The sequence below is a fragment of the Enterobacter sp. SECR19-1250 genome, assembly GCF_013391025.1.
GTDB lineage: Bacteria > Pseudomonadota > Gammaproteobacteria > Enterobacterales > Enterobacteriaceae > Enterobacter > Enterobacter cloacae.
In genome coordinates, this window is the sequence record NZ_JACASJ010000017.1 from 1 (window position 1) to 13821 (window position 13821).

At 54.5% G+C, this 13821-nt stretch carries 13 protein-coding genes; 6 read left to right on the forward strand and 7 right to left on the reverse strand.

Going from position 1 to position 13821, the window contains the following annotated elements; translation table 11 throughout:
• Positions 1-40 precede the first annotated feature (40 nt).
• From HX884_RS06735 to zupT, 3 genes are all read right to left on the reverse strand, one after another.
• On the reverse strand, positions 41-445 hold the full coding sequence (locus HX884_RS06735; RefSeq protein WP_249166323.1) for a FimD/PapC N-terminal domain-containing protein: 405 nt from the start codon (positions 443-445) through the stop codon (positions 41-43).
• A 78-nt stretch (positions 446-523) separates the two neighbouring features.
• Complete coding sequence (locus tag HX884_RS06740; protein WP_178327888.1) at positions 524-1099, reverse strand: fimbrial-like protein; 576 nt, start codon at positions 1097-1099, stop codon at positions 524-526.
• Between the two features lie 424 nt (positions 1100-1523).
• The gene (zupT, locus tag HX884_RS06745; protein WP_013098748.1) at positions 1524-2297 is read right to left on the reverse strand and encodes a zinc transporter ZupT; all 774 of its coding nucleotides are present in this window, start codon (positions 2295-2297) and stop codon (positions 1524-1526) included.
• Between the two features lie 196 nt (positions 2298-2493).
• Between zupT and ygiD the strand changes: the two genes are divergently transcribed.
• Positions 2494-3282: a 4,5-DOPA dioxygenase extradiol gene (ygiD, locus tag HX884_RS06750; protein WP_058684386.1), complete on the forward strand. Its 789-nt coding sequence runs from the start codon at positions 2494-2496 to the stop codon at positions 3280-3282.
• Between the two features lie 83 nt (positions 3283-3365).
• On the opposite strand, the gene HX884_RS06755 is transcribed toward ygiD, so the two are convergent.
• The 3 genes from HX884_RS06755 to tolC all read right to left on the reverse strand — a co-directional run bounded on the left by HX884_RS06755 (position 3366) and on the right by tolC (position 6851).
• Entirely contained in the window at positions 3366-4526 is a 1161-nt protein-coding gene (locus HX884_RS06755; protein WP_178327889.1) for a glutathionylspermidine synthase family protein, read from the reverse strand.
• 2 nt (positions 4527-4528) lie between these two features.
• Positions 4529-5194 (reverse strand): DUF1190 family protein, encoded by a 666-nt coding sequence (locus HX884_RS06760; protein WP_013098745.1) that lies wholly within the window; start codon positions 5192-5194, stop codon positions 4529-4531.
• Between the two features lie 190 nt (positions 5195-5384).
• Positions 5385-6851, reverse strand: coding sequence for an outer membrane channel protein TolC (gene tolC, locus HX884_RS06765; RefSeq protein WP_020689478.1), 1467 nt, complete (start codon positions 6849-6851; stop codon positions 5385-5387).
• Positions 6852-7054: 203 nt separating this feature from the next.
• Here tolC and nudF point away from each other — a divergent pair, with 203 nt between their 5' ends.
• The 5 genes from nudF to parE are packed head-to-tail and all read left to right on the forward strand — an operon-like array spanning position 7055 to position 11463.
• A complete protein-coding gene (gene nudF, locus HX884_RS06770) occupies positions 7055-7687 on the forward strand; it encodes an ADP-ribose diphosphatase (RefSeq protein ID WP_013098743.1) in 633 nt (210 codons plus the stop codon).
• The gene (locus HX884_RS06775; protein ID WP_003862516.1) at positions 7684-8106 is read left to right on the forward strand and encodes a DUF1249 family protein; all 423 of its coding nucleotides are present in this window, start codon (positions 7684-7686) and stop codon (positions 8104-8106) included. Before nudF ends, HX884_RS06775 begins: the two co-directional genes overlap by 4 nt.
• 27 nt (positions 8107-8133) lie before the next feature.
• Positions 8134-8961: a 3',5'-cyclic-AMP phosphodiesterase gene (cpdA, locus tag HX884_RS06780; RefSeq protein WP_013098742.1), complete on the forward strand. Its 828-nt coding sequence runs from the start codon at positions 8134-8136 to the stop codon at positions 8959-8961.
• Positions 8961-9542, forward strand: a complete 582-nt coding sequence (gene yqiA / locus HX884_RS06785) for an esterase YqiA (protein ID WP_014833291.1) — start codon at positions 8961-8963, stop codon at positions 9540-9542. Before cpdA ends, yqiA begins: the two co-directional genes overlap by 1 nt.
• Before the next feature lie 28 nt (positions 9543-9570).
• Positions 9571-11463 (forward strand): DNA topoisomerase IV subunit B, encoded by a 1893-nt coding sequence (parE, locus tag HX884_RS06790; protein ID WP_178327890.1) that lies wholly within the window; start codon positions 9571-9573, stop codon positions 11461-11463.
• A gap of 102 nt (positions 11464-11565) precedes the next feature.
• Here parE and HX884_RS06795 read toward each other — a convergent pair whose 3' ends face one another.
• Positions 11566-13707: a TonB-dependent siderophore receptor gene (locus HX884_RS06795; RefSeq protein WP_048971850.1), complete on the reverse strand. Its 2142-nt coding sequence runs from the start codon at positions 13705-13707 to the stop codon at positions 11566-11568.
• Positions 13708-13821: the final 114 nt, after the last annotated feature.

Sequence of the window (13821 nt, forward strand, 5' to 3'; positions counted from 1 at the left end):
AGATGCGTGATCTGATCCTTCAACTCAGCAAAAGTTCGATTTATTCAACAAAGTCAGCAGAAAGATCAAGGCAACGTCCGTCCTGAGAATAATGGAGCCGTGAAATAAAATCGGGGCTCAGCCCGAAAGCGGATAACTGCCCGGCATTCACACAAATTTGCGAACCGCTTTCGTTTTCCGTTGCGATCCACTCCATTGTTGCAGATTGAGGCAACGTGTTTTTATTGACCTGAATGCGGACGAGATAGCTACCCGGCGCGATGTGGCCTTTTTTCTCAAACTGGGAAATATCAATATTACTTCGGTCTTCAACGTCAATCATATCTGTGTTGAATTCAACCGCGGAGACAGGCAACACGAATAAAGCTGAGTAAAGTGTGGCACTCAGCGAATACTTTATAAAAGCAGAGAGGCGGGAGAGTTGATGCGCTGAGTGTTTTAGCATAAATCCGTTTCGCTTTTAAAAAGAAGGCATAAAAGCCGATGAGTCCTTCATCGGCTACGTTTTCAGACGGCAATCAAATTACTTGTATTCAAGGATATAGTTCGCCTGGGCCTGAACGTTACCCGGGGTAGCCTGGCTGCCAGCTACCGGTTCCATGCGGGCTTTGAAGTTCAGTTCCTGATAGGCATTTGTGGTAGGGAATGACACTTCAATCGGCGTACCCAGCGTGACTTTATTGCTGCCGCTATCCAGCAAGCGAACGCCCACACCTGTTGCACCGCCGATGTTGCCGTCAAGCGTATTTTTCATCAGGCTGGTGTCGGTCGAATCGGTACTTGCGGAGGCAAAGGTGACCTTCACTTTGTCGATCGTGGTGGTGGTTTGTCCGGTGATAGAAGAGAGAATGCAATCCTGCAGGTGGATATTCACGTCAACCGGCAGCGAGTTTTTACCGCTGTTCAGCACGCTATCCGCGACTTCTCCTAATTCAATCGTCTGATTTTCATCTCCCGGGGTGATAGAGCAAGGCGCACTGATAACTTCACCGGTGAACGTGATCTTCCCCGAGCCCTGGTTATCTGCTGCCATAGCAGTAAATGACAGACCAGAAAGCAATGCAGTTGTCGCAACTGCCAGAATAGTCTTGTTAAACATGAAGATATAATCCTTTATCTAGGAGTGGATGGCGCAATAATTTTAATGAATTAATATTGCAACACTTTTATTTCATTAAAGCGGTCGAAATATACCAGTCGCAATATGGTTCATCTCGTGAGCATTTCTAAATGGGGAGTTTAGAGACTATTAATAAATCATTTGAAGTTATAAATGGGAAAAATGCTGTTACTCAACAGCCAGAATGCTCGGTTTAAATAGTGGTTGACATCAATCTTTTGAGTTTTTTTAAATACACGAAGCGGTAATTATTTTACGGGGAATAGTTATAAATAATATTTCTTAAGTGAATTCTATGGCGATTAGAAAGTATGGTGCCGGACTTTATATCATTAATACTGATAGTTGGTATTCACTGACATGAAAAGAAATTGCGCTCCCTCAAATAAGGAAGCGCAACCGTTCAACCAATACCCGCCGTTTGTAACAACACCAGGCTTAATCCCATTACAGACATTCCGCACAACACCCCATAACTCGGATTGTTGTTAGGATCGATCTCTTTCGCCAGCGGCATCAGTTCATCAACCGACAGCGCCACCATAATCCCCGCAACCGCGGCCATAATGGCGGCCATCACCACCGGTGAAACCAGGCTTCCCAGTATCAGCCACGCCAGTACGCCCCCGAGAATTTCTGCCATTCCCGATATCCCGGCCCAGAACACGGCGGTGCGTTTTGATCCCGTGGCGGCATAAACCGGCCCGGCAACGGCCAGCCCTTCAGGAATATTGTGTAAGGCCACCGCCAGGGCGATACCCAGACCCATCTCCAGGTTGCTGCTGGCGGTGACATAGGTCGCGACACCCTCCGGGAAGTTGTGCAGGCTGATGCCGAGCGTCAGGAGGATGGCAGTACGTTTAATCTTTTGCGGCACCGGCGCGACGCTTTTTTGCATCAAATCCTGCGGATGTGCATGGGGCAGCATGCGATCGAGGGCAAAATAGCCCAGCAGACCAAAAACAAACATGCCGTAACCCAGTACCGGAGACATGCCTTCTGTGCCCAGTGCGGCAGGCAGCATCTCCATTAGAGAGATGAGCAGCATAATGCCGGCAGCAAATCCCAGTGAAAAGGCCAGCACGCGGTTAGACGGCTTTTGACCAAGCACACCGAGGATCGCACCGATAAAGGTGGCGGCACCCGCCAGGATGGTCAGGATCAAGGGGACGGACATGCAATGCTCCTTGTGATAATGATTCTCATTAATACTAATAATTCACGTTGGCCAAAGCGAGAGGGGAACCTCTGTTTTACATATTCCTTACATTCAAATTTCCTGATGATGATCTTCACGCTTATCTGCGTTCATCTTTGTCGTGTTAAGCGTAATGTAGCACCATCAAATTGACACCTTCTGTAAGGATATCACCATGACTTCTTCACGTATGCCAGCACTGTTTTTAGGCCACGGTAGCCCAATGAACGTTCTGGAAGACAACGTCTACACCCGCACATGGCGTCACCTGGGCGAGACGTTGCCGCGTCCGAAGGCGATTGTGGTGGTGTCTGCACATTGGTTCACCCGTGGCACTGGCGTAACTGCCATGGAGGCGCCAAAAACAATCCATGATTTTGGCGGTTTCCCGCAGGCGTTGTACGACACGCATTATCCGGCCCCCGGCTCGCCCGAGTTGGCACAGAAGCTGGTGGATTTGCTGGCACCTGTCCCGGTCGCGCTGGATAAAGAGGCCTGGGGCTTTGACCACGGCTCATGGGGCGTGCTGATAAAAATGTACCCGGACGCCGACATCCCGATGGTGCAGTTGAGTATCGACAGCACTAAACCGGCAGCCTGGCACATGGAGATGGGCCGCAAGCTGGCTACGCTTCGTGATGAAGGCATTATGCTGGTGGCAAGCGGTAACGTGGTACACAACCTGCGCACGGCGCGCTGGCACGGTGAAAATACACCTTACCCATGGGCAACGTCCTTTAACGATTACGTCAAAGACAATCTGACCTGGCATGGCCCGGTTGAGCAGCATCCGCTGGTGAACTATCTGGATCACGAAGGCGGTTCGCTCTCTAACCCAACGCCGGAACACTTCCTGCCGCTGCTGTACGTTCTTGGCGCGTGGGATGGTCAGGAACCGGTGACAATCCCGGTCGACGGTATTGAGATGGGGAGTTTGAGTATGCTGTCGGTGCAGGTGGGGTAAAAAACATGCCGGGTGGCGGCTTCGCCTTACCCGGCCTACATCTCGCGTGTAGGCCCGGTAAGCGTAGCGCCACCGGGCAAGCCTTATTCGACGAAGATGTGCGGATAGAACCGTGACAGATCCTGCGTGATCAGCGCGCGATCTTCGCGGATGCCAATCCCGGCAGGCTGATCGTTGATGAGCCAGCTGCCAATCAGCGTATAGCTGTCGCCAAATTTCGGCAGCTGATAAAATGCCTGGACGATCATTCCTTCTTCGCCGTAAGGCCCTTCAACCGCTTCCAGCGTTTTACCGTTTTCGATAATGGAGACGTTTGCCCCCTCGCGGGAGAAGATTGGCTTCACGACATATTTTTCCATTTGCGGATAATCATCTTCCGCAAAGTATGCCGGCAGCAGGTTCGGGTGGTTCGGGAACATTTCCCACAGCATCGGCAGCAGGGCTTTGTTGGAGATGATGCTCTTCCATGCCGGTTCCAGCCAGCGCACGCCAGCGTCTTCCAGCTTGGTGGAGAACATCTCACGCAGCATATATTCCCACGGGTAGAGTTTGAACAGGTTGCTGATCACCTGATCCTGCAGGTCAGTAAACTGACCTTTCTCACCCAGACCGATATCTTCTATATAGAGAAACTCGGTGGCGACTTCCGCTTCGGCAGCACAATCCTGCAGATACTGAACCGTTCCACGATCTTCTTCCGTGTCACGGCAGCAGGCGAGATGCAGCAGGTTGAAACCGTGCTGTTCACGCAGCTCGGCGAAACGCTCAATCAACTTTTCCTGCAGGCTATTGAACTGGTCGCTCTCTTCCGGCAAGTTTCCGGCGTTCATCTGGTCTTCCAGCCAGATCCACTGGAAGAAGGCCGCTTCATACAGAGAGGTTGGCGTATCGGCGTTATTTTCAAGAAGCTTAGGTTCACCCACGCCGTCCCACGCCAGATCAAGGCGAGAATAGAGCGAGGGCTGGTTGGTTTTCCACGACTGGCGCACAAAGCCCCAGGTGTGCTTCGGAATGCGGAATTTAGCCATCAGCTCGTCGCTGTCGATCACTTTCTCGACAACCTTCAGGCACATCTGATGGAGCTCTGCCGTCACCGCTTCCAGTTTTTCCACCTGAGCGAGCGTCAATTTGTAGTAAGCGTCTTCACACCAGTACGGCTCGCCATACATGGTGTGGAAGTTAAAACCGTATTCGGTCGCTTTTTCGCGCCAGTCCGGGCGCTCGGTGATACTGACTCGTTCCATGATCAGCCGCCCATTGAGCGAGTAGACGTGCCCGTCGCGCTGCGCTGCATGCTGGTCTGTTTCGCCACAGATTCACCGAACCCGCCGCGTGTGATGGTGCTGGTGGTAGCCGGTTTCGGAGCCATCGCCGTTTTCGGTACGGTCACGGTGCGGCCAGGCGTTGCTGCGCCATAGCCTTTGCCGCTGGCATCGGTGTATTGGCCGTAGGCCGGGCTGGCCGGGTTTTTCGAGCTAAACAGCGGCTGCTGCTGGTAACCCGCACCGCCGCCCATCAGGCGGCCCATCATATAGCCAGCCATCAGCGGCATCCAGAAGCTGCCGCTGGACTGAGCCTGCGCCTGATTTTCTGGCGCCGTTCCCGCCTGAGCCGGTGTCTGTTGACACTGGCCTTCACCGAACTCTGCCACGCAGTCTTCGCGTGTGGCATATTTCGGTGCGGTACGTTCCGCTTCTTTCAGGGCGTTGTTATAGGCGGTCTTACATTCTGCCGCGTTACCGGTTGCGGCTGAGCAGTCCTCTGCGTTTTGATACAGAGAGACCGTTTCATCGCTTTTCTCACAGCCTGCCAGCATAAAGACAGCGGTAACCGCCAGCGCAACAGGGGTGAGGTGACGCGCGTTCCAGCTTTTGCGGAACGAAGCGTGATTTATGGATTTTGTCCGTTTCATATTTGTCTTCCAGGACCCAGTGGTTATAACGCTCAGGATAGAGGATGAGTGGTTGAAAATGAAGCGAAGAGGGGCGGAATCAGGGGGATCTTTACGTTGGCTTACGTTCGGATGTGATTCAGATGCTCCCTCTCCCTGTGGGAGAGGGCTGGGGTGAGGGCATCAGGCCGCAGTGGGCCTGATGACACTCTTAGTGACGGAACGGATTGCTGCCGGTGTTGGTACGCGCAGCGGCTGGCTGTGCAGCAGGCGCGCTGCTGTTAGCGTTGAAGTTATCAACCGCAGCAACCTGTTCCGGATTCTCCGGTGCCACGCTGTCCGGCGAGGTTGAGACCGGTTTACCCAGCGCATTGTTCAGCGCCAGCAGGTCCTGCTCGTTCAGCGTACCCAGCGCCTGCTTGATGTTCAGCTGGTTAATCAGGTACTGGTAACGCGCGCTGGAGAGCTGCTGTTTCGCGTTATACAGCGTGGTGGTCGCGTCCAGCACGTCAACAATGGTACGGGTACCGACGGAGTAACCGGCTTCCATTGCATCCAGGGAGCTTTGGGCAGACACAACGGCCTGTTTATACGCGTTGATGCTGCTGATGGAAGCGTTCACGTTGTTGAACGAAGAACGCACGGTCTGCACCACGTTGCGGTGGGCGCTTTCCAGCTGCTCGCTTGCGCCAACAAAGTTGTACTGCGCCTGTTTCACCTGAGAATTCACCAAACCGCCCTGATACAGCGGCAGTGAGAAGCTCAGGCCGACTTTGTTCTGGCCCTGGTTGCTGTCGTCATACTGGGCGGTGTTGGTTTTAGAACCGCTGTAGCTGGTATCAGACACGCCGGTGGAGGCGCTCAGGCTCAGGGTTGGCAGGTGGCCATCCTGCGCCTGACGAATCTGCTCGCGGGCCAGGTCCTGGCTCAGACGCGCCTGCAGTAAGGTCAGGTTGCGGTTTTCTGCTTCTTTCAGCAGGGCATTCACCGCCTGCGGCTTATCGGTCTTGAAGTTATCTACGTTCAGGGAAGCCAGTTCTGGATAGTAATTACCGGTGACCTGACGCAGAGATTCCAGCGCGTTGTCGAGGTTGTTACGCGCGGTCACTTCGTTGGCCAGTACGCTGTCGTACTGTGAACGGGCGTTCTGCACGTCAGTGATGGCGACCAGGCCCACGTTGAAACGCTGGGTGGTTTGATCTAACTGACGGTAAATTGCCTGTTTCTGCGCTTCAGTATAGGAGAGCGAGTCAATCGCGCTCAGCACGTTGAAGTACGCAGTCGCCGTGTTCAGGATCAGCGTTTGCTGGTCAGTCTGATAGGTCACATCCTGGATACCCGCGCTCTTTTCCTGCAGGGTCAGTGCGCGCCATTTGGACATATCAAACAGCGTCTGTGTTAATTGCAGTGAGGCGCTGGTAGCATTGGAGTTAACGCCGTTAGCGTCGCGGAAACCGTTGCTGTAGGTATAATCTGCACCTAAACCTAACTGCGGCAGCAGTGGGCTACGCGCTTCGTTAATCTTTTCAAACGCAGCATCACGATCGGCCGCTGATTTACGTAAATCAGGGTTGCCCAGACGTGCCTGCTGGTAGACCTGTAACAGGTTTTCCGCCTGGCTCATTGCACTGAAGCCCGTCAGGCTCAGGCCGATAAGGATGGGGAGCAATTTCTTCATTTGCATTCCTTGTTGTGAAGCAGTATTAGCGCTGATCTAATTAAAAATAATTGCCGATTCTAACAGAATCATCCACACCAAAAGGTTGGCGTAATGTGCCATGTGGCGTTAATTTGCACCAATCTACCTTATAGCCTTGCAAACGGCAGCCAAACAGCCTTGAAATTCATAATTTCATCACCATTGCTACCAGGACTCGACTCATGCAAAAACCAGATAAGTTGCCCGTGACATTCGCCAAAAACGATGTAGAAATTATTGCACGAGAAACGCTTTATAGCGGTTTTTTTTCAATGGAACTTTACCGTTTCAGGCATCGCCTGTTTAACGGTGAGATGAGCGGCGAAATCAGGCGCGAAATTTTTGAGCGCGGGCATGCAGCAGTCTTGCTACCCTTTGACCCAGTGCGTGATGAAGTCGTACTGGTTGAGCAGATTCGCATTGCGGCGTATGACGTCAGTGAAAGCCCGTGGTTGCTGGAGATGGTCGCCGGCATGATCGAAGAGGGCGAGTCGGTTGAAGACGTTGCCCGTCGCGAGGCGCTGGAAGAGGCGGGGCTGATCGTTGGTCGCACAAAACCGGTGCTCAGCTATCTGGCCAGTCCGGGAGGCACCAGCGAGCGCTTGTCCATCATGGTGGGCGAAGTGGACGCCACTACCGCGGATGGGATCCACGGTCTGGCAGATGAAAACGAAGATATTCGGGTTCATGTGGTGAGTCGGGAGCAGGCTTACCAGTGGGTAGAAGAGGGGAAAATCGACAACGCAGCGTCTGTCATCGCCCTGCAATGGCTGCAACTGCATTATCAGACATTACGAAACGAGTGGAAAAAATGAAGCGTTATACACCTGACTTCCCAGAAATGATGCGCCTGTGCGAAACCAATTTCGCACAATTGCGCCGCCTGCTGCCGAGAAACGACGCACCCGGCGAAACGGTAAGCTATCAGGTGAGCAACGCGCAGTATCGATTAACGATAACAGAATCAACGCGCTACACTACGCTGGTGGAAATCGAACAAACGGCACCCAGCATTAGCTACTGGAGCCTGCCGTCAATGACGGTGCGGCTCTACCACGACGCGATGGTCGCTGAAGTGTGTTCAAGTCAGCAGATCTTTCGTTTTAAAGCGCGGTATGATTACCCGAATAAAAAGTTGCATCAACGCGACGAAAAGCATCAAATTAACCAGTTTTTAGCCGACTGGCTAAGATATTGTTTAGCACATGGAGCAATGGCGATTCCGGTTTGTTAGCGTCATAAACCTACCTAAGGACACCATTTGGAAAGCCTGTTGAACCTGACTGTTGCTGGTGGGGCACCAGTCAGGATATTACAAATCACCGATACTCACCTTTTTGCCGAAAAGCATGAAACGCTGCTGGGGGTGAACACCTGGGAGAGTTATCAGGCTGTACTTAGCGCTATTCACGCTGAAAATCGTGCCTGCGATCTGATCGTTGCAACGGGCGATCTGGCGCAGGATCAATCCTCCGCGGCCTACCAGCATTTTGCTGAAGGCATCGCGAGCTTTAGCGTGCCGTGCGTCTGGCTTCCGGGCAACCACGACTTTCAGCCTGCGATGTACAGCTCTCTTCAGGAGGCGGGGATCTCTCCGGCGAAGTGTGTGTTTGCCGGTGAGCAGTGGCAGATCCTGCTGCTCGACAGCCAGGTGTTTGGCGTCCCGCACGGTGAGTTAAGCGAGTTTCAGCTCGACTGGCTGGAGACCAAACTGGCCGCCGAACCGGCGCGACATACGCTGCTTTTGCTTCATCATCATCCGCTTCCGGCGGGCTGTAGCTGGCTCGATCAACACAGTCTGCGCAATTCTGCCGCCCTGGATAGCGTGCTGGCGAAATTCCCGCGCGTGAAGAATCTGCTGTGCGGACACATTCATCAGGAACAGGATCTCGACTGGAATGGCCGTCGTCTGCTGGCGACGCCGTCGACCTGCGTTCAGTTTAAGCCGCACTGCGCGAACTTTACCCTGGATACCATCGCGCCGGGCTGGCGCTGGCTGGAACTGCATGCGGATGGTTCACTGACCACGGAAGTCTGCCGTCTGGCAGGCGCGCAATTCCGCCCCGATACCGCTTCAGAAGGCTATTGATGTCTACGCTCCTCTACCTGCATGGGTTCAACAGCTCGCCGCGATCTGCCAAAGCGACACAGTTACGCCAGTGGCTGAGCGAGCATCATCCGCACGTTGAGATGATTATCCCGCAGCTGCCGCCTTATCCGGCAGAGGCGGCGGAGATGCTGGAATCCATTGTTCTGGAACACGGCGGCGAATCTTTCGGCGTGGTGGGTTCCTCGCTGGGAGGGTATTACGCCACATGGCTCTCGCAATGCTTTATGCTGCCCGCCGTTGTGGTTAACCCGGCGGTTCGACCGTTTGAGCTGCTGCGGGACTTTCTTGGCGAAAACGAGAACCCCTACACCGGCCAACAATATGTGCTAGAGTCACGCCATATTTACGATCTCAAAGTTATGCAGGTCGACCCGCTTGAAGCACCGGACCTGATCTGGCTGCTGCAACAAACGGGTGATGAAGTGCTGGATTACCGCCAGGCAGTGGCGTATTACGCCTCCTGCCGCCAGACTATAGAAGAGGGCGGAAACCATGCTTTCACGGGCTTTGAAGATCATTTCACCCAGATTGTCGATTTTCTTGGACTGCACAGCCTCTGACAATCAATGCGAATTGCTAGTTTAAATCATGACGCAAACCTATAACGCTGATGCCATTGAGGTACTCACCGGGCTTGAGCCGGTTCGCCGCCGCCCGGGGATGTACACCGATACGACGCGCCCAAACCATCTGGGCCAGGAAGTTATTGATAACAGTGTCGACGAAGCGCTGGCAGGCCATGCCAAACGCGTCGACGTTATCCTGCATGCCGATCAGTCGCTGGAAGTTATCGACGACGGTCGCGGCATGCCGGTGGATATCCACCCGGAAGAGGGTGTACCGGCCGTTGAGCTGATCCTCTGCCGACTGCATGCGGGCGGTAAGTTCTCCAACAAGAACTACCAGTTCTCCGGTGGTTTGCACGGTGTGGGGATCTCCGTGGTTAACGCCCTGTCTAAGCGCGTGGAAGTGAATGTTCGCCGCGACGGCCAGGTGTATAACATCGCGTTTGAAAACGGCGAGAAAGTGCAGGATCTGCAGGTTGTCGGCACGTGCGGTAAACGCAACACCGGCACCAGCGTCCACTTCTGGCCTGACGAAAGCTTCTTCGACAGCCCACGTTTCTCCGTTTCTCGCCTGACGCACCTGCTGAAAGCCAAAGCGGTACTGTGCCCTGGCGTGGAAATCACGTTTAAAGATAACGTCAACAATACCGAGCAGAGCTGGTGCTATGCCGACGGTCTGAACGACTACCTGTGCGAAGCGGTAAACGGCCTGCCGACGCTGCCGAAAAAACCGTTCGTCGGTAATTTCACCGGTGACACCGAAGCAGTGGACTGGGCGCTGCTGTGGCTGCCGGAAGGCGGTGAGCTGCTGACCGAAAGTTACGTCAACCTGATCCCAACTATGCTCGGCGGTACGCACGTTAACGGGCTGCGTCAGGGTCTGCTGGATGCGATGCGTGAATTCTGCGAATACCGCAACATTCTGCCGCGCGGCGTGAAGCTGTCGGCGGAAGATATCTGGGATCGCTGCGCCTACGTGCTTTCCGTGAAGATGCAGGATCCGCAGTTTGCCGGGCAAACCAAAGAGCGTCTCTCCTCGCGTCAGTGCGCGGCCTTTGTTTCCGGCGTGGTCAAAGATGCCTTCACCCTGTGGCTGAACCAGAACGTTCAGGCCGCAGAGATGCTGGCGGAAATGGCGATCTCCAGCGCGCAGCGTCGTCTGCGTGCGGCGAAGAAAGTGGTGCGTAAAAAGCTCACCAGCGGTCCTGCGTTGCCGGGCAAGCTGGCGGACTGTACCGCGCAGGATCTTAACCGTACCGAGCTGTTCCTGGTGGAAGGGGACTCGGCAGGGGGATCGGCCAAGCAGGCGCGCGACCGTGAATACCAGGCGATCATGCCGCTTAAAGGTAAGATCCTGAATACCTGGGAAGTCTCGTCCGATGAAGTGCTGGCCTCGCAGGAAGTGCATGATATCTCTGTTGCGATCGGTATCGATCCGGACAGCGAAGATCTTAGCCAGCTGCGCTACGGCAAGATCTGTATCCTCGCGGATGCGGACTCCGATGGTCTGCACATCGCCACGCTGTTGTGCGCACTGTTCGTGAAGCACTTCCGCACGCTGGTGAAAAACGGCCACGTCTACGTCGCGCTGCCGCCGCTCTACCGTATCGATCTCGGCAAAGAGGTGTACTACGCGCTGACGGAAGAAGAGAAAGCGGGCGTGCTGGAGCAGCTCAAGCGCAAGAAGGGCAAACCAAACGTTCAGCGCTTTAAAGGGCTGGGCGAGATGAACCCAATGCAACTGCGCGAAACCACGCTGGATCCTAACACCCGTCGTCTGGTTCAGCTGACCATCAGCGATGAAGACGAACAGCAAACCAACGCCATGATGGATATGCTGCTGGCCAAAAAACGCTCGGAAGACCGACGCAACTGGCTGCAGGAGAAAGGCGATATGGCGGATATTGAGGCCTGATGTCCCCTCACCCCAGCCCTCTCCCCAAAGGGGAGAGGGTGTTCAATTCCCCTCTCCCCTTTGGGGAGAGGGTTAGGGTGAGGGGAACACCCCGCACTGAAATCAAAACGCCATCTTCACCGTAAACTGCACTTCGCGCGGGTCGCCAATCTGGTTGCCCAGGTTGTTGGTCGCAATGGACGAGGTGTAGTAGGTTTTATCAAACAGGTTCTTCACGTTCACCTGCAGCGTCACCGGATACTTCAGCTTCATTTTGTAGGCCACAAAGGCATCGGCAACAAAGTATCCCGGCAAATAATAATCCGCACCGTTGGTCGCTGAACGACGGCTCACGCCGTGCCCACCGCCGCCAAGCGTCAGGGTATTCCCGCCGATCGCGTTATGAATGTCGTAAGTCAGGAACAGAGAACCGGTATGACGCGGCACGTTCGGCAGGGGCTTACCCGCGTAGTCTGGATCCTCCAGCACTTTGGCGTCGGTGTAGCCGTAGCTGGCGATAATATTGGTATTCTCAGTCAGCGATCCGGCAAGATCCACCTCCACACCCTGCGAGCGTACGCGGCCAGCGGTTTTGGCGATGGTTTCACCCCCCACGCTTTCGTTGTACAGCACGTTGCGCTTGTGAATATCAAACAGCGCGATGTTGGCGGTAATGCCATCGAACAGGTCAAATTTAGCCCCCACTTCGTAAGCATTAGACGTTTCCGGCGGCAGGTCACCAATGTAGCTAGCAATGGACGATTGCGGCATAAACGTCTGGGAATAGTTAGCAAACAGTGAGACGGATGGCGTGAGCTTGTAGACCAGCCCCAGCTTCGGCGTCCACTGTTCGTCGCGGCTGTCGGTATTCACATTGAACGGGCGGCCCTTACCCGCATACTGGGTGTAATACTGGTAACGCAGCCCGGCAACGGCAATCCATTTATCGGTGAGATACAGGGCGTCCTGCGCGTAGGCGGAGTAGCTTTCCTGTTTGAGCGTCTGGTCGCTATCAGCGGCGGAGACGGTGGTGCATTTGCTGAGATTGCCGTAGGTCGGATGGTAGATATTGAAATCTTTAACGTTCTTACAGCGCATCATGTCCGTACGCAGCAGATCGTAATTCTCATACGACACACCGGTCAGGATCTCATTGTAAAAGCCCGCGATATCTACGTTCCCCTGCAGATCCGCACGCGTACTGTGCATACGCTGAGTCGAGCCCTGGGTTGCATCCACGCGGCGGGTCAGATTACCCGTTTTGGCGTCATAGGCCATCACGCGCGCCTGGTTATCGCTGTATTTATCCTGGCTAAAGCTGTAGTCAAACTTCGCGGTCCACTGGCTGTTGAGACGATATTCGGCGTTAAGCTGCGCCAGATCGGACTGCCCGTCGGTAACGTTAAACGGCTCGTCAAAGCGGGTTTTACGATCCACGTTTACCGGTTGTTTGGTGCTGAGATCGAAAATGGTTCCTCGATCGAACGGCGTCTTATAGTCGCGATGTGAATAGAGCACGGTCACGGTGGCATCATCACCAAACCAGGTCAACGACGGGGCGATAAAGGTGCTGCGCTCGTTGCCAAAATTACGCCAGTAATCTTCATCCTGATACTCGCCCGTCAGGCGATACGCCAGCCGCGTGCCGTCAATCGGGCCGGTGACATCAACCTGCCCGGTGCCGCCGCCAAAGCTTGAGGAGGTAGCGGAAATTGAGCCGCCGAAGCGGGTTTCCGGGCGTTTGGTAACCACGTTGATCAGGCCGCCAGGATCGAGAATGCCATACAGCGTTGAGGCCGGCCCTTTCAGCACCTCCACGCGCTCGGTCGCGGCATTAAAGCTGCGCGGCAGCACGGTGCGCAGACCGTTGGTCATTATTGACCCGTCGCGGTTCGCGCCAAATCCCCGGCGCACAAACGCATCCTGCGTACCGCCCAGGGTGTTGGTCTGCACCACGTTGCTGACGTTATAAAGGGCTTCATCAAGCGAAGTAGCGTGCTGATCTTCCAGCACTTTATCACTGACGGTATTCACCACCTGCGGAATATCCAGCATCGGCATGTTGGTTAGCGTGGCGGTGGAGGTGTTAAGCGGCTGATAGCCGTTTGTGGCCTCAGCCACGGCATGGGGATCGGCGGTGACGGTCAGCGTTTCGCCGTCGTTAGCCGTTGCGGTGTCGGCCGCCTGCACCAGCGGTGCCATAAACAGCAGTGAAAAGAGCGCGCGCCCTTTTACCCCAGAGAGAGAAGGTGTGAACGTAGCCATTACATCTGTTTTCCCAAAAGATCCCGCGCATGAAGGGCGCGGAAGAATGTATGAGTCATTGCCCTTAATTGTCTGCTCGTTAGCCGTGTGGCATCGAACATGTAATTGAGAATC

Coding starts and splice junctions, on each gene's coding strand:
- HX884_RS06735 (WP_249166323.1), bottom strand. CDS start 445: ATGCTAAAACACTCAGCGCATCAACTCTCCCGCCTCTCTGCTTTTATA.
- HX884_RS06740 (WP_178327888.1), bottom strand. CDS start 1,099: ATGTTTAACAAGACTATTCTGGCAGTTGCGACAACTGCATTGCTTTCT.
- zupT (WP_013098748.1), bottom strand. CDS start 2,297: ATGTCCGTCCCCTTGATCCTGACCATCCTGGCGGGTGCCGCCACCTTT.
- ygiD (WP_058684386.1), top strand. CDS start 2,494: ATGACTTCTTCACGTATGCCAGCACTGTTTTTAGGCCACGGTAGCCCA.
- HX884_RS06755 (WP_178327889.1), bottom strand. CDS start 4,526: ATGGAACGAGTCAGTATCACCGAGCGCCCGGACTGGCGCGAAAAAGCG.
- HX884_RS06760 (WP_013098745.1), bottom strand. CDS start 5,194: ATGAAACGGACAAAATCCATAAATCACGCTTCGTTCCGCAAAAGCTGG.
- tolC (WP_020689478.1), bottom strand. CDS start 6,851: ATGAAGAAATTGCTCCCCATCCTTATCGGCCTGAGCCTGACGGGCTTC.
- nudF (WP_013098743.1), top strand. CDS start 7,055: ATGCAAAAACCAGATAAGTTGCCCGTGACATTCGCCAAAAACGATGTA.
- HX884_RS06775 (WP_003862516.1), top strand. CDS start 7,684: ATGAAGCGTTATACACCTGACTTCCCAGAAATGATGCGCCTGTGCGAA.
- yqiA (WP_014833291.1), top strand. CDS start 8,961: ATGTCTACGCTCCTCTACCTGCATGGGTTCAACAGCTCGCCGCGATCT.
- parE (WP_178327890.1), top strand. CDS start 9,571: ATGACGCAAACCTATAACGCTGATGCCATTGAGGTACTCACCGGGCTT.
- HX884_RS06795 (WP_048971850.1), bottom strand. CDS start 13,707: ATGGCTACGTTCACACCTTCTCTCTCTGGGGTAAAAGGGCGCGCGCTC.